The organism is Sulfitobacter guttiformis (assembly GCF_003610455.1).
In the GTDB taxonomy this organism is placed as follows: domain Bacteria; phylum Pseudomonadota; class Alphaproteobacteria; order Rhodobacterales; family Rhodobacteraceae; genus Sulfitobacter; species Sulfitobacter guttiformis.
The window spans coordinates 1-24,981 of sequence record NZ_RAQK01000003.1; the positions used below are offsets into that span (position 1 = coordinate 1).

General features: G+C 56.4%; 24 protein-coding genes. 4 read left to right on the plus strand and 20 right to left on the minus strand.

What is annotated here, in order from left to right; translation table 11 throughout:
* Window positions 1-487: uroporphyrinogen decarboxylase family protein (locus C8N30_RS18405; RefSeq protein ID WP_282957010.1), on the minus strand; the 487-nt coding region annotated here is incomplete at its 3' end.
* A gap of 101 nt (window positions 488-588) precedes the next feature.
* Between C8N30_RS18405 and hemC the strand changes: the two genes are divergently transcribed.
* A complete protein-coding gene (gene hemC, locus C8N30_RS18410; RefSeq protein WP_015063201.1) occupies window positions 589-1,533 on the plus strand; it encodes a hydroxymethylbilane synthase in 945 nt (314 codons plus the stop codon).
* Between the two features lie 78 nt (window positions 1,534-1,611).
* Here the strand turns inward: hemC and hemA are convergent, their stop codons facing one another.
* Genes hemA through bchF form a run of 14 tightly spaced genes read right to left on the minus strand, consistent with a single transcriptional unit; the run spans window position 1,612 to window position 16,968 of the window.
* Window positions 1,612-2,826 (minus strand): 5-aminolevulinate synthase, encoded by a 1,215-nt coding sequence (hemA, locus tag C8N30_RS18415; RefSeq protein WP_015063202.1) that lies wholly within the window; start codon window positions 2,824-2,826, stop codon window positions 1,612-1,614.
* Window positions 2,816-3,616, minus strand: a complete 801-nt coding sequence (puhE, locus tag C8N30_RS18420) for a putative photosynthetic complex assembly protein PuhE (RefSeq protein ID WP_015063203.1) — start codon at window positions 3,614-3,616, stop codon at window positions 2,816-2,818. The genes hemA and puhE overlap by 11 nt, the downstream gene beginning before the upstream one ends.
* Window positions 3,616-4,755, minus strand: a complete 1,140-nt coding sequence (gene acsF / locus C8N30_RS18425) for a magnesium-protoporphyrin IX monomethyl ester (oxidative) cyclase (RefSeq protein ID WP_015063204.1) — start codon at window positions 4,753-4,755, stop codon at window positions 3,616-3,618. Before acsF ends, puhE begins: the two co-directional genes overlap by 1 nt.
* Window positions 4,752-5,048 (minus strand): hypothetical protein, encoded by a 297-nt coding sequence (locus tag C8N30_RS18430; RefSeq protein ID WP_015063205.1) that lies wholly within the window; start codon window positions 5,046-5,048, stop codon window positions 4,752-4,754. The genes acsF and C8N30_RS18430 overlap by 4 nt, the downstream gene beginning before the upstream one ends.
* A gap of 31 nt (window positions 5,049-5,079) precedes the next feature.
* Window positions 5,080-5,553 (minus strand): photosynthetic complex assembly protein PuhC, encoded by a 474-nt coding sequence (puhC, locus tag C8N30_RS18435; RefSeq protein ID WP_015063206.1) that lies wholly within the window; start codon window positions 5,551-5,553, stop codon window positions 5,080-5,082.
* A 5-nt stretch (window positions 5,554-5,558) separates the two neighbouring features.
* On the minus strand, window positions 5,559-6,203 hold the full coding sequence (puhB, locus tag C8N30_RS18440; protein WP_015063207.1) for a photosynthetic complex putative assembly protein PuhB: 645 nt from the start codon (window positions 6,201-6,203) through the stop codon (window positions 5,559-5,561).
* Window positions 6,204-6,262: 59 nt separating this feature from the next.
* Window positions 6,263-7,036: a photosynthetic reaction center subunit H gene (gene puhA, locus C8N30_RS18445; protein WP_015063208.1), complete on the minus strand. Its 774-nt coding sequence runs from the start codon at window positions 7,034-7,036 to the stop codon at window positions 6,263-6,265.
* A 28-nt stretch (window positions 7,037-7,064) separates the two neighbouring features.
* Window positions 7,065-8,495 carry a PucC family protein gene (locus C8N30_RS18450; protein ID WP_025060867.1) on the minus strand — a complete coding sequence of 477 codons (1,431 nt, stop codon included), beginning with the start codon at window positions 8,493-8,495 and terminating at the stop codon, window positions 7,065-7,067.
* Window positions 8,495-9,163, minus strand: a complete 669-nt coding sequence (bchM, locus tag C8N30_RS18455) for a magnesium protoporphyrin IX methyltransferase (RefSeq protein WP_015063210.1) — start codon at window positions 9,161-9,163, stop codon at window positions 8,495-8,497. Before bchM ends, C8N30_RS18450 begins: the two co-directional genes overlap by 1 nt.
* Window positions 9,163-10,062 (minus strand): ferredoxin:protochlorophyllide reductase (ATP-dependent) iron-sulfur ATP-binding protein, encoded by a 900-nt coding sequence (gene bchL, locus C8N30_RS18460; protein ID WP_015063211.1) that lies wholly within the window; start codon window positions 10,060-10,062, stop codon window positions 9,163-9,165. Before bchL ends, bchM begins: the two co-directional genes overlap by 1 nt.
* 31 nt (window positions 10,063-10,093) lie before the next feature.
* The gene (locus tag C8N30_RS18465; protein ID WP_015063212.1) at window positions 10,094-13,636 is read right to left on the minus strand and encodes a cobaltochelatase subunit CobN; all 3,543 of its coding nucleotides are present in this window, start codon (window positions 13,634-13,636) and stop codon (window positions 10,094-10,096) included.
* Window positions 13,626-15,170 (minus strand): ferredoxin:protochlorophyllide reductase (ATP-dependent) subunit B, encoded by a 1,545-nt coding sequence (gene bchB, locus C8N30_RS18470; protein WP_015063213.1) that lies wholly within the window; start codon window positions 15,168-15,170, stop codon window positions 13,626-13,628. The genes C8N30_RS18465 and bchB overlap by 11 nt, the downstream gene beginning before the upstream one ends.
* The gene (locus C8N30_RS18475) at window positions 15,167-16,483 is read right to left on the minus strand and encodes a ferredoxin:protochlorophyllide reductase (ATP-dependent) subunit N (protein ID WP_015063214.1); all 1,317 of its coding nucleotides are present in this window, start codon (window positions 16,481-16,483) and stop codon (window positions 15,167-15,169) included. Before C8N30_RS18475 ends, bchB begins: the two co-directional genes overlap by 4 nt.
* Window positions 16,480-16,968: a 2-vinyl bacteriochlorophyllide hydratase gene (gene bchF, locus C8N30_RS18480; RefSeq protein ID WP_015063215.1), complete on the minus strand. Its 489-nt coding sequence runs from the start codon at window positions 16,966-16,968 to the stop codon at window positions 16,480-16,482. Before bchF ends, C8N30_RS18475 begins: the two co-directional genes overlap by 4 nt.
* Window positions 16,969-17,224: 256 nt before the next feature.
* On the opposite strand from bchF, the gene C8N30_RS18485 reads away from it, so the two are divergent.
* Both C8N30_RS18485 and ppsR read left to right on the plus strand, forming a co-directional pair.
* On the plus strand, window positions 17,225-17,995 hold the full coding sequence (locus C8N30_RS18485; protein WP_015063216.1) for a cobalamin B12-binding domain-containing protein: 771 nt from the start codon (window positions 17,225-17,227) through the stop codon (window positions 17,993-17,995).
* 9 nt (window positions 17,996-18,004) lie between these two features.
* Window positions 18,005-19,414 (plus strand): transcriptional regulator PpsR, encoded by a 1,410-nt coding sequence (gene ppsR, locus C8N30_RS18490; RefSeq protein WP_249038047.1) that lies wholly within the window; start codon window positions 18,005-18,007, stop codon window positions 19,412-19,414.
* A 262-nt stretch (window positions 19,415-19,676) separates the two neighbouring features.
* Here the strand turns inward: ppsR and C8N30_RS18495 are convergent, their stop codons facing one another.
* From C8N30_RS18495 to C8N30_RS18505, 3 genes are all read right to left on the minus strand, one after another.
* Complete coding sequence (locus C8N30_RS18495) at window positions 19,677-20,474, minus strand: 3-deoxy-manno-octulosonate cytidylyltransferase (RefSeq protein ID WP_015063218.1); 798 nt, start codon at window positions 20,472-20,474, stop codon at window positions 19,677-19,679.
* A complete protein-coding gene (locus C8N30_RS18500) occupies window positions 20,474-21,430 on the minus strand; it encodes a KpsF/GutQ family sugar-phosphate isomerase (RefSeq protein ID WP_015063219.1) in 957 nt (318 codons plus the stop codon). Before C8N30_RS18500 ends, C8N30_RS18495 begins: the two co-directional genes overlap by 1 nt.
* A 91-nt stretch (window positions 21,431-21,521) precedes the next feature.
* Window positions 21,522-22,361 (minus strand): fumarylacetoacetate hydrolase family protein, encoded by an 840-nt coding sequence (locus tag C8N30_RS18505; RefSeq protein WP_015063220.1) that lies wholly within the window; start codon window positions 22,359-22,361, stop codon window positions 21,522-21,524.
* Window positions 22,362-22,506: 145 nt separating this feature from the next.
* Here C8N30_RS18505 and C8N30_RS18510 point away from each other — a divergent pair, with 145 nt between their 5' ends.
* Window positions 22,507-23,517 (plus strand): NAD-dependent epimerase/dehydratase family protein, encoded by a 1,011-nt coding sequence (locus C8N30_RS18510; RefSeq protein WP_015063221.1) that lies wholly within the window; start codon window positions 22,507-22,509, stop codon window positions 23,515-23,517.
* On the opposite strand, the gene C8N30_RS18515 is transcribed toward C8N30_RS18510, so the two are convergent.
* Together C8N30_RS18515 and C8N30_RS18520 are read right to left on the minus strand one after the other, a co-directional pair.
* Window positions 23,518-24,195 (minus strand): nitroreductase, encoded by a 678-nt coding sequence (locus tag C8N30_RS18515; RefSeq protein WP_015063222.1) that lies wholly within the window; start codon window positions 24,193-24,195, stop codon window positions 23,518-23,520. It lies immediately after the preceding gene.
* 15 nt (window positions 24,196-24,210) lie between these two features.
* Window positions 24,211-24,960 carry a MipA/OmpV family protein gene (locus C8N30_RS18520; protein ID WP_015063223.1) on the minus strand — a complete coding sequence of 250 codons (750 nt, stop codon included), beginning with the start codon at window positions 24,958-24,960 and terminating at the stop codon, window positions 24,211-24,213.
* Window positions 24,961-24,981: the final 21 nt, after the last annotated feature.

Below are 24,981 nucleotides of genomic sequence, written 5' to 3' on the forward strand. Positions count from 1 at the left end.
CCTGATCCGGCGTGCCCTGACCAGCGATCATATAGGTTGCAACCGTCCAAGGTGCACCCGCGAAGCCGATGAGGGTTGTTTCGGCGGGCAGTTCCTTGGACAGGATTTTCACGGTTTCATAAACAGGCGAGAGGTGATCGTGGATTGCATCGGCAGGCACAAGTTTGTCCAGCTCCGCCTGTGTCGTGATAGTCGACAGGCGCGGGCCTTCACCGGTTACAAACCAAAGGTCAGCGCCCAATGCCTGAGGTACAAGAAGGATATCGGCGAACAAAATCGCCGCATCGAATCCATAGCGGCGGATCGGTTGCAGTGTCACCTCGGCGGCCAACTCGGGATTGTAGCATAATTTCAAGAAATCACCGGCCTGCGCGCGGGTGGCGCGATACTCGGGTAGATAGCGGCCGGCTTGACGCATCATCCAGATTGGCGGTGTTGGAAGGGTTTCACCGGCAAGGGCGCGAAGGATCGTTTTCTGGGAGGTCATACAGCGTCTCTATCTTTGAATTTTTGTTGTCCTACCTTGCGTCAAAAACCATGCGGGATACAAGAGTTGTCAGGTTTGGTTTACACCGTTAGAGATTGATTATGACATTGAAATTACCCACCCCCGCCCAACCGCTGATGATCGGCACCCGTGGATCGCCGCTTGCCCTTGCGCAGGCGCATGAGACACGGGAGCGTTTGGCAAAAGCTTTTGATCTGCCGTTCGAGGCCTTCACGATCGTCGTGATCAAAACTACAGGGGACAAGATCATCGACCGTCCGCTAAAGGAGATTGGCGGTAAGGGTCTTTTCACCCGCGAGATCGAGGCGGATCTGATCACCAACAAAATCGATATTGCGGTGCATTCGATGAAGGACATGCCGACGCTCCAGCCTGAGGGGTTGATTCTCGAGACCTACTTGCCGCGCGAAGATGTGCGCGATGCGTTTATCTCCCCTACAGCGAAATCTCTTGCCGACCTGCCTGCTGGCACTGTTGTGGGTACTTCCAGCCTGCGCAGGCGTGCGCAATTGATGCTCAAGCGTTCGGATCTCGAAGTTGTGGAATTCCGCGGTAACCTTCAAACTCGTTTGATGAAGTTGGAGCAAGGAGTGGCGGCAGCAACGTTCCTCGCGATGGCGGGCCTGCGCCGCCTCAAAATGGATGATGTTCCGCATACTGCGATAGAGACCGATGTGATGCTGCCTGCGGTGGCGCAGGGTGCGATCGGGATTGAGCGACGTGTTGACGATCTCAATGTGGCAGAAATGCTCGAAGCGATTCACCACATTCCAACAGGCCATCGCCTCGCGGCGGAACGATCGTTCCTGCTGGAGCTTGACGGGTCATGCGAAACGCCTATCGCCGGTCTGGCCGAGCTTGAGGGCGGGACGTTGCATCTGCGCGGTGAAGTTTTGCGCCCCGACGGGTCAGAGGCGTTGAGTGATGCGATCAGCTGCCCGATTGAGGATGGCGCCAAAGCAGGTGCCGAGATGGCGAAAAATTTGCTGTCGCAGGCAGGTCCCGATTTCTTCGATTGGCGATAAAAAAAGCGCCGGTTCGGTGAGAAACGGCGCGTGTTCATAAACCGGAATGACGGCCCGCAAATTGCGGGCCTTTTGCGTTCAGGCGACTGCGTGGCTCACGGCGCACTGCTTCCACAGATGGCTAAGGGCATTCACAAGATGTTCAATGTCCGCATCCGTGTGCAGTGGCGAGGGGGTAAAGCGCAACCGCTCGGTTCCCTTAGGCACGGTGGGATAGTTGATGGGCTGAACGTAAATATCCCATTCGTTCATTAGATAATCAGCGAGCATGCGGGTTTTGACCGGATCCTTGATCATCACAGGAATGATGTGACTGTCGTTCATAAGGTGCGGGATTCCTGCACGGTCAAGACGGGCGCGCAGCTTTGCCACTTGTTCCTGATGGCGCATCCGCTCGTCCTGGGATGTTTTGAGGTGCATGATTGATGCGCGCGCAGCGGCCGCAACAGCCGGGGGCAGGGCGGTGGTGAAGATAAACCCGGAAGCAAAACTGCGGATAAAATCGCACAGCGCAGTGGAGCCGGTGATGTAGCCGCCCACGACACCGTAGGCTTTGCCCAGTGTGCCCTCGATCAATGTGATGCGATCTGCAAGGCCTTCGCGCTCCGAGATGCCACCGCCGCGGGGGCCGTAAAGGCCAACGGCGTGCACTTCATCGAGATAACTCATTGCGCCATATTTTTCGCAAACTTCAACGATTTCGCGCATCGGGCAGATATCACCGTCCATTGAATAGACGCTCTCGAAGGCGACTATTTTCGGGACGTTCGCGGGCAGTTCTTTCAGCTTTGCTTCGAGGTCTTTTACATCGTTGTGGCGCCAGATCACTTTTTTCGCTTTTGAATGTCGGATACCTTCGATCATGCTGGCGTGGTTGCCGCTGTCGCTGAGGATAACACAATTCTCAAGGCGCGATCCAAGACACGAAAGCGCGGCCCAGTTCGATACATACCCTGAGGTGAACAGCAACGCCGCGTCCTTGCCGTGTAAATCGGCCAGTTCGGCCTCGAGCAGCAGGTGGTCGTGATTGGTGCCCGAAATGTTGCGTGTGCCGCCGGCACCGGTGCCGGTGCGCTGCACAGCTTCGCACATGGCCGCAATTGTCAGAGGGTTCTGTCCCATACCCAGATAATCATTAGAACACCAAACTGTCACATCACGCTTCTCGCCCTTAACATGATTGGAGGCGTGCGGGAACTTGCCAGCCTTGCGTTCAAGCTCCGCAAAATAGCGGTAGTTGCCATCGGATTTCAGCTGGTCGATCTGTTCGTTGAAAAGAGTGTCAAAGTTCATTGGTTTGGTCCTGTCTTGACGTCGGGGTCGAGGGGAGCATCCAGCGCCAGAGCTTGGCATCGGGCAGGGGTACCACCATCAACCAATGTTCAAGTGCGGCCAGAACCGCGAGTGCTGTTAGCAAAGAAAACCCGACCGTTGTGGCGTGAGTTTCGGAAGAAATCAGGCGTTCGGCAAAGATCGCTGCTGTCACGCTGAGGAATGTAACGCCAATCGGAAAAGCCATCGTAATGGGTCCGCGGCGGAAGTATGATTTGATATGGTCCAGAGGGGTAGGCACGAATTCGGTGTTGATGCGGGGCACGCCGAAAAACAGGTTCAGCTTGGCCGAGATGCGAGCGACAAACAGGATGACATATGTCCAGAAGCCCACAGTATTTTCTGCATGCGCGGCGATCATCGCGACAGCCAGCAGAGACGCGACCAGCAGTAATTCATGGCGCGAAATCGTATCCCACGCGCGGGCAAAGCGCGCATATCCGGTCAGGGTCTCCGGGCAGGGGCGTGTTTCGGGTCCCGTGATTATACCCGACAAAAATGCCAGTTCGATCCATCCCCAGATTAAAAGGACCGAGAAAAACGCGATGTAGGCATTGGCGACTGTCATCACCTGCGCGCTTATCCAAAGACCGGCAAACCCCAGCGCAAAAAGCGGGACTGACAAAAACACATTACGCCCGTGCGCCACCAGATCGCCTGCGTCGGCCCGCCGCACAATCAACAGGATCGCACCGGTGAAAAACCACCAGGCGAACAATGCTATTACCGCTGCGGACCATGCGTTTGTCATCAGTACGTCGGCTTCATAACGGTGCTGGCAGGAACGTCGTTCTTGATCGCGGGGATCGTGAACAGCGCGATGAAAGCATAAGCCGCCTTTGCCATGCCGCCCAAGCGGGTGAGCGTGCCACCAATGCCGCCACGTGCTTTGCCTGCCGCGACCTGACGCGAGGCCAGCTCCATCCGGTCAAGGTTCGGACGCCAGCGGGCGTGGTCAATATCGAGGACAAACGGAAAAATCTGACGTGTACCTTCGGAGGTTTTGCGGAACACTTCCTGCCCGTACCACGTCACATCAACGCCGAGTGCCTCATGGAATACGGGCCGCTGGTGGTCGCGTACCCACATGGTGGAGTAGACAGCGGTGAGGAAGAACTTGATCCAGAGTTTGTTCACGAACGTCTCGGTCAGCTTTGGCTCGGTCTTGATCAATAGGGCGAATGCTTCACCGTGGCGGAACTCGTCATTGCACCATTCGCGGAACCACTGGAAAATCGGGTGGAATACTTTGTCGGGATGCTCTTCAAGGTGGCGATAGATGGTGATGTAGCGGGCATAGCCGATCTTCTCGCTCAGATAGGTTGCGTAGTAGATGAATTTGGGACGGAAGTAGGTGTACTTCTTTTGCTGTGTCAAGAACCCCAGGTTCACGCGAATGCCTGCCTCGCGCAGCGCATCATTGATGAAACCTGCGTGTCGTGCTTCGTCGCGCGCCATCAGTTGGAACAGTGTCGTGATGTCGGAGTTTGACCCGCGGCGCTTCATCTCTTTGTAAAGGACACAGCCCGAGAATTCAGCAGTACATGACGAGATCAGGAAGTCGATGAATTCCGCCTTCAGTTTTGGCTCCATCCCCTCCCAGTCTGCCTGCCATTTATCAGTTTTTTTGAAATGGCCTTTATTGGGGTCAGATTGCATTTCAGCAATCAGCGCATCCCAATCCTCTCGAACGGGCGTCACGTCAAGCGCGTCCATTTCTGCAAAATCGGTAGTGTAGAAACGCGGTGTCAGAAGCGTGTTCTGCATCGCAACCTGAGTTGCCTCATCGGATGTGATCATCGTGGAATCGAGAGCATCCTGCGCTGCAATCGCTTCTTCTGCCGTGTCGGCATAGGCAGAATGAGACGGAGTTTTAGTTTGTACATTCATGACATCACCTCGTCGGAGAAGGAGAATTCGCACAGTTCCATAAATTCGAAATCACCGGTGGCCCGGGTCCACATCTGTTCGAGTTTGCTTGCGCGGGTGATGGTCGCAATGCGTTCTTCCACAACCAGTTCACCGTATGGCGCCATAATTTCAGCGCCATGAACCAGCACGGAATCGCCGGGATTTACCACAGCTCCGTTGAGGAATTTTACATGTGCGGAAAGCTCTTCAAACCGGTGCGAGATCGTGACCTCGCAGGGCGCTTGTTCTTTTGTTCTTGTCAGTAGTCCCATGATATTCAGTCCCTTGAATAATGGTTGCGTATCAGCCGATCAGCCGGGCAAAGGCTGCGACATTGTCTTTTCCGTATCCGATCAGCTCGAGCTGCCAGCCGGTACTGTCGTCGATCACATCCACGCGGCCGCCATCACGGCGCACGATGCGGATCGGGGCATTGGGATCTGTCTGCTGGACCTTACGCTCGCGCATAACTGCAACCCAGACCACGTCGATAAAGCCCGCTTTATCCTCCGTTGAAGTGGCAATTTCTGTGCCGGCTTCATCCAATAAAACGATACCACTACTGCGGTCGCCTGCAAAGGTAACAGTACGTTCTGCAACGATTTCCGGCAGGGACGCTATCGCCGTGGGCGGCATGCCCGTCAGCTTGGCAAAGGCGACGAGGGCCAGCGAAGCAGCCATCAGGCTGAACATGGCGATCACCAGAAAACGCGGGACCATGTCGCGGTCGCGCTCTTTCATCTGGTTGGCAAGGGATGCTGTGCGGCTCAGGTTCATAGCGGTCACTCTGCTGCTAAGGCGCCGGTGGCACCTTGATGTGAATCAATTTTTTCAATTTTCGGCGCGAAAACCCGCGTCTCGGCGGCTTCTGAAAAGATCGCTGCAACGCGGGCGGCATCGGGGATCGCACGGAACGAAGGTTGTGCACGGGCAATGTTCCACGGGCGCACATGTGGCCATGTCATCAAATAGCTGAACCGCGTTTCGCCAATCAGCTCGAAACTGATGGTGCCGTGACCGTTCTTTAATGTTTTAAGTGCGGCATTGCCAATGCAGACATACGGCAGGTTCAACGTCATGGTGAGTGCTGCACCGATGCGCATGCCGACCCGCTTGTTAGTGAGAGTGTAGACTGTCGATTTGGCCTGAACATAGGCCATTACATAGACAACCAGACAGGCAACTGCGCCGGCAATCAGCAGCGGGATGCCGTGACCCATCGCAGTGGGCAGCGGGACGGTGGCGGATGACACCACCGCACGCCAGATCGCGAGCACGATGAAGTAGCCCATAATCCAGTTCATTTTCCACGCTTCTTTGGCAAGGCGCAATGGTGCGGGCGCCCCTTGCCAAAGGATATGTTCGCCTTCTGGCAATGCTTCGGGAAGGCCGTGAACAGGTTCGAATTTGAAGTCATCGTGATGCATTTTGTTGTCCCCTAATGGTATGATCGGGCTGGTGGCTATCCCAGCCCGAAAGCTGTTATTTACAGTTGTGGTTCAAGGCGCTTTGGATCGGCGTAGAGTGTGCCGCCGCCGTAGTAGGCCATGATTTTTTCTTCTTCGAGCAGGGTGATGCTATCAGTGCCCTTGATGCCGGGTACGGTGTCAAAGTTCGCACCGTAGAGCGACCGGACAACAACGCGGTTGGATTTGACGCGGGCAAAGTTGAACGGGATCAGGCAGGTTTTGCCAGTGCCTTCCGGATTCAGATCAACTGTGAGGAAGCGTACGTACTGCTCGGGGACGTCGATCCACATATCAGTCACGCGGCCCACAACTTCGCCGTCACCTGCAACAACAGGTTTACCACGCGGGTCAGTGCCTGCGGAAACGGTGAATTCTTCCAGCATACTCATCGGCTGGATTTTGTTGTGGCCATGTGCATCGAGTTCGGGCCAGTCTTTGCGCGGCGCCCACGAGGCGGGGCCAACGCCGTCGATCATCGGATTGCCGGTCGGCTCATAAGGGGAGCCCGCAGCCTGTGATGTTTGCTCCAGCGCCAGATTGTCGCGGTCGCCGCGCTGGCCCGAGGGCAGTGTCAATTCACCGCGCCCGTCGCGCAGATGGAACGTCTTGTCCGATGGTACAGGGAAAGGTCCCTGATTGGGCGCGATCTGTCCATCGTCGGTTTGCAAAGGATAGCCTTCGCGCATGTTTTCGGTCTGGAGATAGTATACCAGCCCCGCAAAGAAGATCCAAAAGAGCCAGATTGCGGCGCTTGCCAGATCGAAGTTTCCAAAAAATTCTGTGCCAACCATTAGGGGGTCCTCCGTGTTGGGATTGTCGTTACGTGGGGAAATCGGCAAGGCCAACGCGCCCTGCCTGTGATGTCGTGTTGCGCCGTGTCCGAACCAATGGACCCACCGCAATGAGTGTCGCAAAAAGAAGGCCGATTTCGATGTGATAGACCACCGAATAGCCGGTCGTGGCGTTTTGCATGCCTGGGCCGAAGGTGCCTGCCATCGCGGCAGAGTTGACTACATCGCGCAGCGCCCCGCCGATAAAGATCGATAAGCCGGCGGCCGTGGCCTGCGCTGCACCCCATGCCCCAAGGGCAAGCCCCTTACCGGCGAGACTGCCTGTTTCCAGGGTCATGGCGGCGGTGAGTGTCGAGATAGCAAACAGGCCGGAGCCGAGACCGATGCCAAAAGCCCCTGCAAAAAACAATGTACTGCTATCTAGCGGAGCTGCAAAAACTACACCGCAAAACGCCACGATCCCGATCAAAAGACCCCGTGCAGACATCATGTAAGTGTCCATGCCTGCCTTGAGCCACCGCGCAGCGAAACCGAAACCGATTAGCGCGCCAAACGCCCACATTGCAGTGAGCAAGGTGGTAGCCGAGACTGAAAGCCCCAATACTTCACCGCCATAAGGCTCCAGCAGGACATCCTGCATATTGAACGCGAGCGTGCCAAGAAAGACGGCGACCAACAGCCGCTTTGCGTTGTTGTTGGAGGTCAGATCACGCCAGGCCTCGCCGAATGTAGGCTTGACAGCTTCGCGCTCGGCCTTTGTCATCGGGTTCATTCGTTCCTGCTTCCACAGGGCTACGACATTGAGAATGACGGTGACAACAGCAGTGCCCTGTACAACCTGAATGAGGCGTAGCTGGCTGAAATCGCTCAGCAAGGTGCCGATAATGATGGCAGAGACTGCCATGCCGACCAGCAGCATTACATACAAAAGGGCAACAACCTGGGGCCGCGTCTCGTCCGTTGCACGATCCGCCGCCAGTGCCAGACCTGCGGTTTGCGTCATGTGCATGCCCAGTCCGGTAAGCAGGAAGGCGAGGGCTGCACCAACTTCACCTGCCCATGCTGGACCGGCAGCTTGTTCGCCGTTCAAAAGCAACAGGCCAAAAGGCATGATCGCAAAACCGCCGAACTGCCAGAGTGAGCCGAACCAGAGATAGGGGATACGCTTCCAACCGATGGCAGAGCGGTAAGTGTCAGAACGAAATCCGAGAAGGGCGCGAAACGGGGCGACCAGAACGGGAATGGCGATCATGATCGCCACAATCCATGCCATCACGCCCAACTCGACGATCATCACGCGGTTGAGCGTGCCGAGCAGCATCACCGAGGCCATCCCGACCGAGACCTGAAACAGCGACATGCGCATCAATTGACCCAGTGGCAAATCATCACTTATCGCGTCCGCAAAAGGCAGCGAGCGCAGTGAGAGAGCCTTCAAACCTTTCTTGGTCGGGATCATCATGATCTGAATTCCAGTGCGTTAGAGATGTAGAAGCCGGAGGTAACCCGGCCCAGATCGCGCAGCTTTCCGCGCTTGAGCTTGCTCGCGATGGAGGCGGGCGTGTGCGGCACCATCGTAGGAGAGCGATCGGCACGAGGAAAAAGTTTGCCTGCGCGCCACATAAGCATCAGCAGTGGTGTGCGCGGAGCCACGGTAAAGATCATCTTTCCCGACAGGCGGGGCGCTATACCTGCCAAGATGTCGGAAATATCTTCGGCTGTGTAATAGATCATGCTGTCCATCGCGACGACATGATCGAACGACCCCAACGCCGGATTAAGCATGTCGCCGGCGGAAAAGTTGACCTTTGACGCGACTGCGGTAGGCGTGCGATTGTTCGCGATATCAACAAGTTGGGGGGAAATATCAACGCCGGTCACATCGGCGCCTCGGGCGGCAAGTTCAAACGCCAGCGCGCCTGTGCCACAGCCCGCATCAAGAATGCGTGCACCGCGCAGATCGCTTGGTAGGGCTGCGATGATGTTTGCACGCATCTGGTCGCGCCCTTTGCGCACCGTCGCACGGATGCCCGACACGGGGGCGTCAGATGTCAGACGCTCCCATGTCTGGGTTGCGGTACGGTCAAAGTAAGTCTCGACGCGTGCTCTGGTGGCCTCGTAGGTCATCAATCAAATCCAAGCAGATCAAAGATTTCGCGATCGGGTAGGGATTTTGGCGCCAAAGGATCGGTACCTGCCCACAAGGTCTGCGCCAGACGGATATACTCGGCCTGAACGGCGGCGATATCGTCGTCCAGATCCATCTCGAACAAGGTTTTCTTCTTGAGGCGGGAACGACGGATGGCATCAAGATCGGGCAAGTGCGCCAGACGGTTGAAGCCGACAGTTTCGCAATAGCGGTCGACCTCGTTGGTGTCCTTGGAGCGGTTGGCGACACATCCTGCCAGCCGGACCTTGTAATTGGAGGACTTTGCCTCGACTGCCGCGATGATGCGGTTCATTGCATAGATGCTGTCGAAATCATTGGCGGTGACAATGAGCGCACGGTCTGCGTGCTGCAAGGGTGCTGCAAAACCACCACACACCACATCTCCGAGCACATCGAAAATCACCACATCAGTATCTTCGAGCAGGTGGTGCTGCTTGAGCAGTTTCACGGTCTGGCCGACTACATAGCCGCCGCAACCTGTACCGGCGGGCGGGCCGCCGGCCTCGACGCATTTCACGCCGCCGTAGCCCTCAAATACGAAATCCTCGGCGCGCAACTCTTCGGGGTGGAAATCTACCTCTTTAAGGATGTCGATCACCGTGGGAATCAAGCGACCCGTCAGCGTGAAAGTGCTGTCATGTTTGGGATCACACCCGATTTGCAGCACGCGTTTGCCCATCTTCGAAAACGCGGCCGAGAGATTTGAGGAAGTCGTGGACTTCCCGATACCGCCCTTGCCGTAAACGGCAAAAACCTTCGCGCCTTCGATCTGGTCGGCGGTATCAAGCTGTACCTGAACAGAGCCTTCTCCGTCCTGACCGCGTAGTTGCGGAATGCCTTTATCAAGTGGGCTCATGTTGGTCTCCCTAAATTCAAAATCGGTGAGGTCATTCGGCTGCAATGCCCTCGAGTTGGTCTTCTATTGCGTCGGCTGCGTTTTGCAGCGCGGCGAGTGTGGCGTCGTCAGGTGTCCAGTATTTGCGATCGGATGCTTCCAGCAGGCGGTTGGCCATACGCATGGATGCCTGCGGGTTAAGATCCGACAGGCGTTTTCGCATCGCCTCATCGAGTACGAATGTCTCGCTCAGGCGCTGGTAAATCCATGGATCGACCTTGCCTGTGGTGGCGGACCAGCCAACGGTATTGGTGATGTTTGCCTCAAGGATACGCACACCTTCATGGCCGTGCTTGAGCAGCGGCTCGTAGAATGCGGGGTTCAGATTGCGCGCGCGTGTCTCGAGCGAGACTTGATCGCGCAGGGTCCGAACCTTGGTGCCGCCAGTTGTCTGGTCGCCGATATAGACGGGCAGTTCCTTGCCGCCCTGAGCGCGTTTGACAGCTGTGGCGATGCCGCCCAGCGTGTCGAAATAATGATCGACAGACGTCACTCCCAACTCGACCGATTCAAGGTTCTGATAGGCCAGATCAACTTGCTTGAGGGTATCTTCAAGGAGTGCGGTTTGCTGGCTCGCCTCGCCATCGGTGCCATACGCGAAACTCTTGCGCGCTTGGTAGGCATCGGCCAACTCGCTCTCGTCCTCGAAGGCCGAGCTGTCAACAAGCTGGTTCACGTTGGAGCCATAGGCACCTTCGGCATTTGAGAAGACGCGCAAAGCGGCGGTTTTCATATCGCAGCCGTTCGTTTCCATAAACGCCAGCGCGTGGGCGCGGATCGGGTTATATTCATGCGGCTCGTCAGCCATCGCACATTGGTAGGCTGCATCGGCCAGCAGTTTGGTCTGGAGTGGCAGCAGATCACGAAAGATGCCCGACAAGGTCATAATCACGTCAATGCGCGGGCGGCCAAGCTCTGCCAAAGGTACAAGGTTGGCGCCACATAGGCGACCATGTGCATCGAACCGTGCGGTGCAACCCATCAGACTCAGCGCTTGTGCGATCGGTCCGCCATTCGATTTGATATTGTCGCTGCCCCACAGGACCAATGCCACGGTGCGCGGCATGCAATTATGGGTGCGCAATAGCTCGTCGGCCTGCTTTTTGCCGCTCATCATCGCTTCGGCAGTTGGCATGCGGAAAGGATCAAACGCGTGGATGTTGCGGCCCGTTGGCAGGATGTCCGGCGCGCGGATCACATCGCCACCGTGCACAGGCGCGATGTACTGAGCGTTAAGAGCTCGCATAAGTGCGGGTAATTCTGCATCCTCACTCAAATGGCGCTTCGCTGCCTTACGCTCTTCGGCGTTGGAAAAGCTCATCTGGTTCAGGGTCGTTTCGATATTCTCGGGCGTGCCGGTGCGGCCAACGATGTGTAGACCCTCGGGAATCAGGCTCGCCTCGGTTTCCAGCAACGTCAGCCACATGGCATTGATGTTGCTGGCGTCCATATCCACTGCTTCGGCCTGTGCGGAAATAAGTTCTTCAAGGTCGCTCCGGTCTGTTCCGGGGGCAGTGCTACGCCACTGGTTTAACGACTCCTTTAGGGATGTCAGACCCTTATACAGACCCGCATTTTGAAGTGGTGGTGTGAGGTAGGTGACTGTTGTGGCGCCAATGCGGCGCTTGGCCAGTGTCGCCTCGGAGGGGTTGTTGGCGGCGTAAAGATAGATGTTCGGCAGGTTGCCCATCATCCGGTCGGGCCAGCATTTTGCGCCGACGCCGTTCTGCTTGCCGGGCATAAACTCCAGCGCGCCGTGCATTCCGAAATGTAGAACAACATCTGCTTTCAGGTCATGTTTGACGTATTGATAGAAGGCGTTGAACGAATGGGTCGGGGCAAAGCCGCGCTCGAACAACAGGCGCATTGGATCGCCCTCATAGCCGAAGGTTGGCTGGATGCCGACAAACACTTTGCCGAAATGTGCGCCGAGGATAAATACTTCGCGGCCATTTGCCTGAATTTTGCCAGGCGCAGGGCCCCACACGGCTTCGATTTCTGACAGCCATGGCGTGCGTTTTACGAGTTGGTCAGCGCTCACAGTAGTGGCAACATTGGCCTCTTGGCCGTAAATCTCGCGGTTGCCGTGAAGAACAACCTCGCGCAACTCTTCTACTGTGGCGGGGGGGCTCACGTCATATCCGCTGCGCCTCATCTCGTGCAGGGTATTATGGAGGCTTTCGAATACCGACAGATAGGCAGCAGTGCCCGCAGCGCCGGCATTTGGAGGAAAACCAAACAGTACAATCGCGGCGGTTTTATCAGCGTTGCGTTGGCGGCGCAGAAGCCCGAGGCGCATGGCCTTGTCTACCAGCGCGTCGATCCGCTCGGGGCAGGGGGCCATGGCTTTGACGGCACCGATTGCGTTGCATTGCACGGCGCAACCGTCACACCCGTCTGCACCGTGACGGCCCGCAAAAACGGTCGGATTTGTTGCGCCGTCCAACTCGGGCAGTGCAATCAGCATTGTGGTCTCGATAGGGCTGAGGCCCTGACCGCCAGCGGCCCATTGCGCCAGCGTTTGAAATTCCAGTGGCTGCGCGTTGAGATATGGGACGTCCAGTGTTTTGAGCGCGATAACAGCTGCTTCGCTGTCGTTATAAGCAGGCCCACCGACAAGCGAGAAGCCGGTCAACGAGACAAGCGCGTCAACGCGGCCCAAGTGGTACGCATCCATTGCAGGGCGACCGTCCAGACCACCCGCAAAGCCGGCAATCACGCGGCAACCGCGTGCCTCGAACGTGCGAATGACGTGATCGTAATGCGCGGTATCCGCCGCAAGGATATAGCTGCGTAACATCAGGATGCCGATTGTAGGGCCGTCTCCTTTTATCGGCAATTTCGCTAGATCGGTGGTGATGTGCATTCCCGGAAGGTCAGGATGATAGAGACCACATTCAGGGTATTCCACGGGCTCGGGGGCTTTAATCCCGCGCCATTCAGAGACGGATGTATAGCGCCCGATCAAGAACCGGATCATGTTTTCGATATTGGCGTCGGAACCACCGAGCCAGTACTGCATGGACAAAAACCACGCGCGCAAGTCTTGGCTTTTGCCGGGGATCAGTTTGAGAATTTTGGGGATGCGGCGCAGCATTTTCATTTGACCCGCGCCAGATTTGCCGGATGATTTTGATGGCTTGAGCTTTTTCAGCAGGCCCATCGCGCCGCTGGCAGGGCGGGACATGTCCAGATCGCCCATGCGCGTGAGCTGGGTGATTTCCTGATCCGATACGACACCGACCAACGCATCAAGTGCGTCACGGCGCTCTTTCAGCGCAGGCAGAATGGCACGCACATGATCCTCAAGGAACAGGACGCAGTTCACAACGATGTTGGCTGTTTCAATGTCAGCAAGCGCGTCTTGCAAAGCGGCGGGACTCTTTTCCCACTCGGCCGCCGCATGAATTTTGACGTTCAAGCCGGGGAAATCCATTGCAAGCATCGGCGCCACACGGGCAGCAGGGCCAGCAGCATGCCGGTCTAGGGTGATGATTACAAAGTTATAGGTCGGAACGGAAAATTCATCGCGCATAATGGGCCTTTGCATCATAGAGGGTGTCGACCGAGATTTCGGCCAACCCTTTTTCAGCAGCGAACGCTTCGGTATTCCGTCGCGCCTTGCCCCGTACAAAGAACGGAATTTTTTTAAGTTCTTTTTCCGCCAAGGGGAGCCAGATCACTTCACCAGAAATTTGTACTTCGGGGGTAAGGCGTGGCTGCTCAGGCGCTTCTTTCTGTGAGGTTTTGGAGGCTGGAGCGTGACCGCCATGGTGGCTTGGGCCTGCCGCATCGTTGAACTCAAAATCCTCGCGGAACATGTGCAGGAGGTGCTCCTCCAGCCCCATGACCAACGGATGCACCCATGTATCGAAGAGTACATTCGCGCCCTCGAACCCCATCTGGGGGGAATAGCGGGCGGGGAAATCCTGTACATGTACGGGCGCGGAGATCACTGCGCAGGGAATGCCCAAACGCTTGCCGATGTGCCGCTCCATCTGGGTGCCGAGGATCATCTCGGGTTGCAGCGCCTCTATGGCGGCTTCGACTTCGAGGTAATCATCGGTAATCAGAGCCTCAAGACCGTAATCTTTGGCCAATGCGCGGATCGGGCGCGCAAATTCACGGTTGTAGCAACCCATGCCAGCGACTTCGAAACCCATCTCGTCCCGAGCGAAGCGTGCGGCGGCTGCAACATGAGTGCCATCGCCAAAGATAAAGACGCGCTTGCCGGTCAGGTAGGTGCTGTCGACAGAACGGCTCCACCACTTCTGGCGTGATCCGCTCATGTCGATTTCCGTTGTGGAACCTGACAGCGCGCGGACCTCCGCAATAAAGTCGTGGGTCGCGCCAACACCAATAGGCACAACTTTTGTATAGGGTTGGCCAAAGGTTTTTTCGCAATACCGCGCCGCGCTTTCGCCCGTTTCGGGATAGAGCAGAACGTTGAAGTGTGCCTGACCCATGGTTGCAATATCTGCAGGGGTAGATCCCATGGGCGCGGTAACGTTAACCTCGATCCCCATTTCATAAAGCAGATTTGTGATTTCCTGCACATCGTCGCGGTGACGAAACCCCAGCGCTGTAGGCCCGATGATGTTGCACGAAATGCGTGCGGTTTTTTCCATCGGCTTTGCGAGATGTCGCACGATCTGTAGGAATGTTTCGTCCGCGCCAAAGTTTTCTTTGCGTTGGTAGCTGGGCAACTCCAGCGGGATCACGGGAACAGGCAGGCCCATAGTTTCGGCCAGGCCGGCGGGATCGTCCTGGATAAGCTCGGCAGTACAAGATGCTCCGACGATGATCGCCTGTGGTTTAAAGCGGTCATAGGCATCCTGACAGGCCTGCTTGAACAAGCCTGCTGTGTCAGAGCCGAGATCGCGGGCTTGAAATGTCGTATATGTGACCGGCGGGCGGTGATCGCGGCGCTCAATCATGGTAAACAGCAGATCGGCGTAGGTGTCACCCTGCGGGGCATGCAGGACATAGTGCAAGCCCTTCATACCCGTCGCGACGCGCATAGCACCCACATGGGGAGGCCCTTCATAGGTCCAGACAGTAAGCTTCATGCGCGTGCCTCCGCAAAGAGCGGATCGGACGAGCTCTCGCCATGGTTCAGGGTCGATTTGCGGCGGATCGGGCGGGCGAAAAGAGCGGCCAGATCACCTGCTTGCTCATAGAAATGCACAGGCGTAAAAACCAGCTCGATGGCCCATTTGGTGCTGAGGCCTTCTGCCTCGAGCGGGTTGGCAAGGCCAAGGCCGCAGACCGTAAGATCTGGGCGAAGTTCGCGGCAACGCTCGAGCTGGAGGTCCACATCCTGACCTTCCGAGATTTGCGGGCCTTCGGGCAGCAGGTCAAGATCGGGACCATGCAGCGCATCATGGATATAGGGAGAGCCTACTTCGAGCGGGGTCATCCCGCATTCACGCGCAAGAAAGCGCGCGAGAGGTATTTCAAGCTGGCTGTCGGGAAAGAAGAAAACCGTCTTGCCGTTCAGCGTCTCGGCGGCGGCAGCAACAGCTTGCCGGGCACGGCGGCGTGGGGCTTCGGTGACGCGGTCGAACAGGGCACGGTCCACCCCGAATTCTTTCGCCACAGCTGCAAGCCATGCTGTTGTGCCTTCTTCGCCAAGGGGGAAGGGAGCCTGAATATGTTTTGCACCGCGGCGTTCGAGCGCTGCATGTGTATCGCTCAGGAATGGCTGGGTCAGTGCATAAACAGTATTTTTACCGATACCCATTTCAGCGTCGATGTTGCGTGCAGGCAGAACACGGACGGGTCCGATGCCCATGTCATCCAGCAGACCCAGCATTTGATCCTCGACCACATCGGGCAGCGCACCGACGACCAGCAACTCGCGTGCATCTGTCTCAGGCAGTACGGGCACCATGGAAGCAAGGCAGGCATCCTCGCCTTGGGTGAATGTTGTCTCGATGCCGGAGCCCGAATATTCCAGCACACGCACCTTGGGTGCGAATTCTTTGGTGAGGCGTTCTGCGGCGCGGCTCAGGTCGAGCTTGATCACCTCGGATGGGCAAGATCCTACTAGGAACAGTTGGCGAATGTCAGGGCGGCGCGACAGCAGGCGTGCAACTTCGCGATCAAGCTCCTTGTGCGCGTCATTTAGGCCGGCCAGATCGCCTTCCTCTAGAATCGCGGTGCCGAATCGTGGTTCAGCAAAAATCATTACCCCGGCAGCAGACTGCAGCAGATGCGCGCAAGTGCGCGAGCCAACGACAAGAAAGAATGCGTCCTGAATTTTGCGGTGCAGCCAGATGATGCCCGTCAGACCACAGAATACTTCACGTTGGCCACGCTGTTTCAACACAGGGGATGTGCGACAGCCGAGCGCCGGTGGTGGGGGTGTCAGGTCATTCATGCGGGAAGCTCCGATTGCAGGCGCGCAACGCGCAGTTTCCACAGGAATTGCCCTGCATTGATGACGTAGGCCGCATAGGCAGCCAGTGCGATAATCATGAGAGTTTTCGGCGGCATCGTGCCTGCAAAAAGCCCGTATAAATAAAGGGTATGAAGGGCGATTACACCAAAGCTAAAGACATCTTCCCAAAAGAACCCAGGCGCAAAAAGGTACTGGCCGAAGACAACCTTCTCCCAGATCGCACCGGTTATCATGATGAGGTACAGGGCTGCAGTTTTGAGCAAAACCGACGCGGTCGCGATTGCGTAGCCTTCGCCGGTGCCGAGATAGCGCAGGACCAGTGCCAGTGAGATCAGAAAAATCAGGAACTGAACGGGCGCGAGAATTCCCTGAACGAGGGTCCAAACCGTGCCGTCACGCCGGGCACGTTGAGCGGGTGTATAGAGCGGTTGGTGCTTTGCGCTGCGAGGTTGCGGGCGTCCCATGTAGTCGTCCTTTGGCTTTATCCTAGGTTTAAAACTGACAGTTAATCGGGCATGTGTCAACTTTGATTTACACATTTGAGATTTGGTGTGTTTTAAGTAGTAATCCGCTACTCATTGTAAAATAACGATAAAAAAGTGTGCAGTGATTTGCATGTCAATAATAATTGACAATGGCATAGGGTGAGCAGACGATAGACAGCGATCATGCTAGAAACATTCGGTTTTCCAGCTTTTCGTGCGCCCCTTCGGAGGACTGATGCTAAAAGACACAACAATCGGACCGGCAGTTCCCTCCCTCGTGGTGGGGGGCGTAGCGCGTCAGATATTGTCTGTTCTGTCCAGTGAGTTGCGCCTTATCTACCCCGATATGCCGGCGCGTGCGCTGGTCCGGTATCTGGACGAGATGCAGGCCGCGCTGACCCAGCCAAACCCGAAGAATATCACGAAGCTGCTCAATGATATGCGCCGTTCTGGCATTAGAGACGCTGATATTGCAGACTTTTATATTCCAGTGGTGGCGCGGCGTCTGGGTGAGGGATGGGTATCGGATGATATGGAATTCACCCAGGTGACCGTCGGGATGGCGAATCTGCAGACGATGCTCCGCACGCTTGATTCAAGCTGGTGCATGCCTGAGCGGGCTCCTTTTGGAACGCTCGGTGAAATTTGTATTATCGTACCGCAGGGCGTCCAGCATTCGCTGGGATCAAGCATTCTTGCGGGCCAGATGCGGCGGGCGGGATATGACGTGCATCTGGGTGCCGACATCGCGTTGGAAAGAATCGCCCAATTTGTAAGCTCGCCAGCAACCGTTGGCGTGATGCTTTCTGCTTCCCTTTGGGAACCGCTTGATTTTCTCAAGGCAGTGGTAAAAAAGATCCGTCAAGGAAATCCTTGGGCGCCGGTTCTGGTTGGCGGCAATATTCTGGAACTCGAATGTGATGTCAGCGCATTGATCGGCGCGGATCATGCAATGAACGATTGGCAGGCCGCACTTAGTTTTTGCGCGCAAAGAGTACAGCCTTAGATGTCGAAAATGGACGATACATGGACAAGCGGGTTGATCCCGCTGATTGGTGCAGAAAGCTTTACCGATATTATCGGGCGGGTTGCCGATCTGGGTATTGTGATGTCGCGCGACGGAAAGGTACTTGGCGTTTTCGCGAGTCAGTCATTTCGGCGCAAGGATGTTCTGGCGCGCTACGAAGGGCGGCAATTACGTGATACATTCGCCAACGAAAGTATCGCAAAATTTGATGCGCGGCTGAATGATTTCCTGACCAAACCAGAGCCTGCACGCTCGGTCGAACTTAATCACAAGGGCGAAGACGGGCACGACGGTTTTCCCGTGCGCTATAGCTTTCACGAGATCGGCGAGAGCGGCAAGATTTTGATGATGGGCCGCGATTTGCGCTCAATCGCAGAGATGCAGCAGCAGCTGGTCGCGGCGCAGCTGACGCTTGAAAAGGATTACGAGGCGCGGCGCGAGCATGACATGCAGTTCCGCGTGCTAATGGCCTCGATTGATGATGCAATGATTTTTGTCTCGTTGCCGGATGGTACGGTAAAGGATTGTAATCCTGCGGCGCGGGTTTTGCTGGGCAAGCAGGGCGGTGATCTGGTGGGAGTCTCCCTTGACCAATTGCTCGAGCATAAAGACAAGAGTAAGGGCGCGCTGGTTGACAGGCTGGTCGGTTTGGCCAACGAGAATGCGGCGACCCAAATCACGATAAAGTCCCGCACGCCCTCGCGGATCGTGTCGCTGCGACCTGTCTTGTTTCGCAATGGCGGTGATCAGGCAATGCTGTGCAGGATTGTGACCACAGCGCCCGAGGCGCTCAAGTCAGACAGTTTGCAAAGTAACCTGACAGGGCTGTACGAGCGCGGCGCAGATGCAATAGTGTTTGTCGATACGGCAGGCACCATTCTGAGCGCCAACGAGGCGTTTCTCAATCTGGCTGACGTAACCCATGGCAAGGCGCTCAAGGGTCGGTCGATTGTTGATTTTCTAGGCCGTGGATCGGTAGATCTGAACGTGATGATCGAGAATGCCGCGCGCAGCGGAATGATGCGGGCCTATACGACGCGTGTTACCGGAGAGTTCGGGGCCGAGCGCGCTGTTGAAGTGTCCACTACCCATGTGCAAACGGGTGCGGAAGCAGTGTTTGCGTTGATCCTGCGGGACATCAGCCGTGTAGATAACACCCGCACCGAGACAAAGCAGCTTGGCGAGGTTGACATGCAATCGGTGATTGAGTTGATCGGTAGCCAGTCCCTCCGCGATATTGTGGCCAAGACTACGGATGTTGTTGAGAAGATGTGTATCGAGACAGCTGTCGAGCTGACCTCGAACAACCGTGTCGCTGCGGCAGAAATGCTGGGCCTTTCGCGGCAGTCTCTTTATGTCAAGCTGCGCAAATATGATCTGCTCAAGTCTGGCACTTAAGCATCCGTAGTGTTGCTGGACTTCAGTGTGGACGGAGACCTTTGTAGGTTTCATGTATCTTTAGGTGTCTGCCACCGATAGGCGACGGCTGGAGCGGACTGATCTAAAGCTGTCTTTTATTCCGGACTAGGAAAGCTTACTTTTCGGGATAGAAGGCATCCTCTCCCAATTAGCGTATTGCGGAGAGGGAACAGCGTCATTTGATCGGCATGCCTTGAAGGCGCATACGTGGGGAAACACTGATGCGGCAGTGCAGGCTGCCTTAGATGCCATCGCTTTTGAGGATGGATTCGATCCGCGGGACATCACCAGGATTGTTCAACTCCCAGAAAACACGTCCACGTCCCTCGACTTCGACACACAGAATATCAGTGCCATTCTCGAGAAAACGCAATTGCTCAAGTCCTTCGTGCCGCTCAAGCCGTCCTTCAGGCCAGCTTTCATACTGAGCTAGTGCCGCCGGACGATAGGCGTACAGGCCTACGTGATGGAATACATCGCCTTCGGCCTCTGCAGCTTTCGCAGGTGCGATATAGGGCAGCACTTCCTTACTGAAATAAAGTGCGCGGTGATTGCGGTCAAAGACTGCGGTTGTGCCACCGACCAGCCCTGCGGCACGGTCGGCGCGGAAATGTGCGTAGGTTTGTGCATCACACAGCACAACAGGCGTTGCCACAGATGCCTCGGGATGTGCGGCCATTGCGGCGATCAGGTCTTCGACAAACCACGCCGGCGTGAGGGGGGCATCGCCCTGCAGATTGACCACCAGATCGGCCTCGAACACCCCGCTTGTTGCTGCTTGCGCACAGCGGGCGGTCCCGTTTTCACAGGTGTCGGATGTCATTATGACATGTGCGCCGAATGCTTCGGCTGCGTTTTTGATCCGGTCATCGTCAGTCGCGACATAAACGGCTGCGATGCCGCTAACAGCCATTGCCGCCTCCCAGCTGCGCTGGATCAGGGATTTTTCAATCCCGTCAGCGCCGCGTAAAGTGACAAGTGGTTTGCCCGGATAGCGGGTAGAAGCATAGCGTGCGGGGATTACGATTACAGTTTTCATCATGCAACTCCTGCACGCAGACAATCATGGATGCGCAGCAGACCTACGGGTGCGCCTGCCGTGTCCACAACAACCAGCACGGTGATCTTATTTTCATTCATCACAGCCAAGGCTTGGACTGCCATCATATCCGGCGGTACGGTCTTGGGGGATTTGGTAGCGACTTCTTGCGCTGTCCTGCTGCCCAGATGCTCGCTGTTGCGGCGCAAATCTCCGTCCGAGATCACGCCGACCAGCTTTCCGTGATCTACTACGCAAGCGATGCCAAAGCCTTTTTCGCTCATCTTGAGAAGGGTATCCTGCATCGCAGTGTCGGGTGCGACTACGGCCATCGCTTCGGGGCCGTGCATCAGTTGGTGCACAAGTGCGAGTTGCGCGCCGAGCTTGCCCCCCGGATGATAGGTGCGAAAATGCTCAGATAAAAACCCACGTTGCTCCATCAATGCCATCGCCAGTGCATCCCCCAGCGCCAGTGCCATCGTGGTAGAGGTTGTGGGTGCAATGCCGCTGCCTGCCTCGGGCTCTTGGGGGAGGGTAAGGCGAAAATCGGCGGCGCGCATCAGGGTGCTGTCTTCCTTACTGCTCATGCCTACCAGAGGAATCGAAAACCGCCGCGTGTGGTTGATCAGATCCCCCAACTCGGATGTTTCTCCGGAATTAGAGAGCAAAATGCACAGGTCATCGTGTGTAATCATGCCCAGATCCCCATGGCTCGCCTCAGCGGGATGCACAAAATACGAAGGTGTACCCGTCGAGGCGAGGGTCGAGGCGATCTTGCGGGCAATATGGCCCGATTTGCCGATGCCTGACAAAATGATCCGACCTTTGATTTTGAGAATACGCTCGACCGTACTCACGAAATCGGCGGGCAGATTTTGTGCCATCCGCACAAGCGCCTGACCCTCATGCTCGAGAACTTGCGCCGCGGTGGCCAGTATCTTGGTCTGATCGGACATTGCTGTTCTTTCGCAGGGATTTCAGGGCTGTGTCAGGATGTACGCGCAGGCGCGCAATGCTGCAAGGGAAGGAAGGGTCTTGCGCTGCCGCTCAGGGCCGGTAGGCGACGACCGGCTGCCGCTGCACGCCGAGGCCTTCAATCCCCAACTCCATCACATCGCCTGCCTTGAGGTATTGCGGCGGTTTCATTCCCATGCCCACACCGGGTGGTGTGCCGGTGGTGATCAGATCGCCCGGCATCAGCGTCACAAAACGGCTCAGGTAAGAGATAATATGCGCTACGCCGAAAATCATTGTCGCGGTGGTGCCAGTTTGCCTGCGTGCGCTGTTCACATCCAGATACATCGGGAGGGATTGGGGGTCCGGCACGTCAGCGGCATCCACCAGCCATGGGCCAACCGGGGCGAAGCTGTCGCAGGATTTCCCTTTTGTCCACTGGCCGCCTCGTTCGGTCTGGTAGGCGCGTTCGGAAAGGTCGTTTACGATGCAGTAGCCTGCAACATGAGCCAAGGCATCGCGCTCGTCGACATGATGGGCGCGGGTGCCGATGACTACGCCAAGCTCGACCTCCCAATCGGTCTTTTCCGAGCCGCGCGGCAGGATTACATCGTCGTTGGCGCCGGTGGCAGGGCAGGATTTCATGAACAGGATCGGCTCAGAGGGTATCGGCATTCCGGCCTCCTCTGCATGATCGGAATAGTTTAAGCCGATACAAAAAATGCGACGGATGTCATCCAGCACAGGGGCATACTCGCCCTGGATCACCGGATGGTCTGAGGGATCAATACTGCGCATTTGTGCCATGCCTTCGGGTGTGACGGTCTGCGCGGTAATGTCACCGACCACAGCGGAGATATCATGTGCGCGTCCATCAGTGCCGATCAGGGCAGGGTGAATACCAGTCGTCGTCTTTATGCGGGCAAGCTTCATGTGATACTCCATTGACAGATTGGGGCCACCATACCGTCAATGTGATCAGGGTGAAGCGGGAAAAGCCGCTATTGCGGTTGAGGCTGTTGCCTCTGCGGGTGTAAGCGCGCTTGACGCCCCGCCGTGCAGCGCAAAGGATGATCAGATGAAAACAGCACTTGTGACAGGTTCTTCCGGCTTTATCGGCTACTTTGTGGCCGAGGCTCTGTTGATGCAAGGATGGCGTGTCATCGGCATCGACTCGATGAGCGACTATTATGATGTCAGCCTCAAGCAGGCGCGACTGAACCGTTTGTTGGCGCACGAAGGGTTTGTGAACCTGCGTGACGAAGTCCAAAAGCAAGGCGTGCTGCTGGCGCTGTTTGCAGAGCATAAGCCGGAAATCGTGGTTCATCTGGCCGCTCAGGCGGGCGTGCGGTATTCGCTGGAGAACCCCCAGTCCTATTTCCAGACCAACCTTGGCGGTACGTTGCAACTGCTCGAGGCGGCGCGCGCGCATCCGCCAAAGCATATATTGATGGCTTCCAGTTCGTCTGCTTACGGGGCGAATACGCAAATGCCCTATAACGAAAATATGCAGGCCGATCATCAAATGTCGCTCTATGCGGCGACGAAGAAATCGTCTGAAAATATCGCCCATAGCTATGCGCATCTGTTTGCGCTGCCGATTACGATGTTCCGGTTTTTCACGGTTTACGGCCCATGGGGGCGGCCCGATATGGCGCCGCATAAATTTACCTCCCGTATTCTCGAGCGGCGGCCCATCGACGTCTATAACTATGGTGATATGCGGCGCGATTTCACTTACGTGACGGATCTGGTGCAGGCGATATTATTGTTGATTGATGCCGTACCGGACCACCTGACCCAGCAGGGTCAATACGATGGCGACAGCCTATCACCTGTAGCCCCTTACCGTGTCGTGAACATCGGTAATTCTGATACCGTGCCTTTGTTGAATTTCATCAAGGCCATCGAGGATGCAACGGGCATTGTTGCAGAGAAAAACCTGATGCCGATGCAGCCGGGCGATGTGCCGGCAACCTGGGCTGATGCAAGTCTGCTCAGGGCGCTTACAGGGTATGTGCCGCGCACAGACATTTCTGATGGCGTGGCACAGTTCGTTGAATGGTATCGCAGCTATTACAAAATCTGATTAGCTGCTGAAGCCTATGAATGTGGCTACTTCAGCCACTTCGCGGCGTTCTGATACCACGGCATTGGCCGAAAACTCTTCATCCGGCCAACCCATTGCAACGCAGGTCATGATCACCTGATCATCCGGAATTTGTGCGTGTTCGCGCACCACGGGTGATTGCATGATCCCCTGTCCGTTGATCACGCAGCCCAATCCGCGCGACCATGCCGCAAGGGTCAGGCCATAGGTTACAGCACCGAGATCGAAATGGGCAATTGTGCCGCCGTCCAGCGATTTGTCGAAGGTCACTACAATCGACACCGGCGCATCGAACTGGCGAAAGCCGCGCATGACCCAATCCTGACGCATTTCTTTGTCATCACGGGCAATGCCCATGGCGGCAAACAACTGCTTTGCAATGCCAACCTGACGATCCCGATGCGGCCCCTCATACGCGCCGTGATCGACGATTTCGCGCACGGGCGGTGTGCCGTTGAGCATGCGGGTCGAGTTGCCCTCGCGCACCTTTTCCAACGGATCACCGGTCAGCACATGAAGATGCCATGGCTGGGTATTCATAGAAGACGGCGCACGGTTCGCCAGTGCGATTACCTCCTCGATCAGCGCACGCGGCACGGGTTTGTCCTGAAAGCCGCGGATACTGCGCCGGCCTTGCATTGCCTCATCAAGCTGCATGAAGATATTCCTGTTTTAGAAGTTGAGCGTAAAAACGCGGCTGACGCCCAGACCAATGCGCCACTGGTCCTCTGATCCGTTCAGCGTGAGCGGGCTGTCGGCAGCGTCGTTCATCAGTTTTTCATAGCTTACGGTGCCCTCGAGCGCCCATTTGTCGTCGATGAAATAGGTACCGCTCATTGCGATGCCAGCGCTCAGCGCACCACCGGAGGCAGTGTAATCGGCAAAGTTCGTTGCGCCTGAGACACCAAAATAGGTGTTTGCGTATTCATCGTTGCCGAAATTGACGCGTGGTCCTGCGGTAAACAGCCAACGGTCATTCGGGCGCATGATCCAATCTGCGCCAAGGGTACCGGTAACGCCGCTGTGGCCTGTTACGCCCTTGCGAACCTCACCAAACGCCATCCAGTTGGTCTGCTGGTAGGTGAGGCCGAAACCAAGCTCGACAGCAAGGTCGATGTCTTCAAGACCGGCAAGTTCAGGGCTGTCTTCTACGGTGCGCTCACCGAGAATTTTGAAGGCGCCCTTGACCGATAGGCCGTTTGCAGGAATGCCGCGCACGCCATTTCCGGTATCAACCGATCCCCATTTCAGCGACCCGAATTTGAAGGATGGCGTGACAACGCCGCCATAGCTGTCAGAGCCCATATATTCGGGGGCTGCACCGACAGACGTCCCCAAGGAGAAATTGAAAGAACGCTCTTGCGCTACGGCAGGAGCCGCGAGTGCAACAGACGTGACGATGGCAGCAGAAATAACGCGCATACAAAAAGATCCAATAACAAC

What these genes read in the sequence shown, in the direction of transcription:
- hemC (WP_015063201.1), top strand. Translation starts at nt 589, where the DNA reads ATGACATTGAAATTACCCACCCCCGCCCAACCGCTGATGATCGGCACC.
- hemA (WP_015063202.1), bottom strand. Translation starts at nt 2,826, where the DNA reads ATGAACTTTGACACTCTTTTCAACGAACAGATCGACCAGCTGAAATCC.
- puhE (WP_015063203.1), bottom strand. Translation starts at nt 3,616, where the DNA reads ATGACAAACGCATGGTCCGCAGCGGTAATAGCATTGTTCGCCTGGTGG.
- acsF (WP_015063204.1), bottom strand. Translation starts at nt 4,755, where the DNA reads ATGAATGTACAAACTAAAACTCCGTCTCATTCTGCCTATGCCGACACG.
- C8N30_RS18430 (WP_015063205.1), bottom strand. Translation starts at nt 5,048, where the DNA reads ATGGGACTACTGACAAGAACAAAAGAACAAGCGCCCTGCGAGGTCACG.
- puhC (WP_015063206.1), bottom strand. Translation starts at nt 5,553, where the DNA reads ATGAACCTGAGCCGCACAGCATCCCTTGCCAACCAGATGAAAGAGCGC.
- puhB (WP_015063207.1), bottom strand. Translation starts at nt 6,203, where the DNA reads ATGCATCACGATGACTTCAAATTCGAACCTGTTCACGGCCTTCCCGAA.
- puhA (WP_015063208.1), bottom strand. Translation starts at nt 7,036, where the DNA reads ATGGTTGGCACAGAATTTTTTGGAAACTTCGATCTGGCAAGCGCCGCA.
- C8N30_RS18450 (WP_025060867.1), bottom strand. Translation starts at nt 8,495, where the DNA reads ATGATCCCGACCAAGAAAGGTTTGAAGGCTCTCTCACTGCGCTCGCTG.
- bchM (WP_015063210.1), bottom strand. Translation starts at nt 9,163, where the DNA reads ATGACCTACGAGGCCACCAGAGCACGCGTCGAGACTTACTTTGACCGT.
- bchL (WP_015063211.1), bottom strand. Translation starts at nt 10,062, where the DNA reads ATGAGCCCACTTGATAAAGGCATTCCGCAACTACGCGGTCAGGACGGA.
- C8N30_RS18465 (WP_015063212.1), bottom strand. Translation starts at nt 13,636, where the DNA reads ATGCGCGATGAATTTTCCGTTCCGACCTATAACTTTGTAATCATCACC.
- bchB (WP_015063213.1), bottom strand. Translation starts at nt 15,170, where the DNA reads ATGAAGCTTACTGTCTGGACCTATGAAGGGCCTCCCCATGTGGGTGCT.
- C8N30_RS18475 (WP_015063214.1), bottom strand. Translation starts at nt 16,483, where the DNA reads ATGAATGACCTGACACCCCCACCACCGGCGCTCGGCTGTCGCACATCC.
- bchF (WP_015063215.1), bottom strand. Translation starts at nt 16,968, where the DNA reads ATGGGACGCCCGCAACCTCGCAGCGCAAAGCACCAACCGCTCTATACA.
- C8N30_RS18485 (WP_015063216.1), top strand. Translation starts at nt 17,225, where the DNA reads ATGCTAAAAGACACAACAATCGGACCGGCAGTTCCCTCCCTCGTGGTG.
- ppsR (WP_249038047.1), top strand. Translation starts at nt 18,005, where the DNA reads ATGGACGATACATGGACAAGCGGGTTGATCCCGCTGATTGGTGCAGAA.
- C8N30_RS18495 (WP_015063218.1), bottom strand. Translation starts at nt 20,474, where the DNA reads ATGAAAACTGTAATCGTAATCCCCGCACGCTATGCTTCTACCCGCTAT.
- C8N30_RS18500 (WP_015063219.1), bottom strand. Translation starts at nt 21,430, where the DNA reads ATGTCCGATCAGACCAAGATACTGGCCACCGCGGCGCAAGTTCTCGAG.
- C8N30_RS18505 (WP_015063220.1), bottom strand. Translation starts at nt 22,361, where the DNA reads ATGAAGCTTGCCCGCATAAAGACGACGACTGGTATTCACCCTGCCCTG.
- C8N30_RS18510 (WP_015063221.1), top strand. Translation starts at nt 22,507, where the DNA reads ATGAAAACAGCACTTGTGACAGGTTCTTCCGGCTTTATCGGCTACTTT.
- C8N30_RS18515 (WP_015063222.1), bottom strand. Translation starts at nt 24,195, where the DNA reads ATGCAGCTTGATGAGGCAATGCAAGGCCGGCGCAGTATCCGCGGCTTT.
- C8N30_RS18520 (WP_015063223.1), bottom strand. Translation starts at nt 24,960, where the DNA reads ATGCGCGTTATTTCTGCTGCCATCGTCACGTCTGTTGCACTCGCGGCT.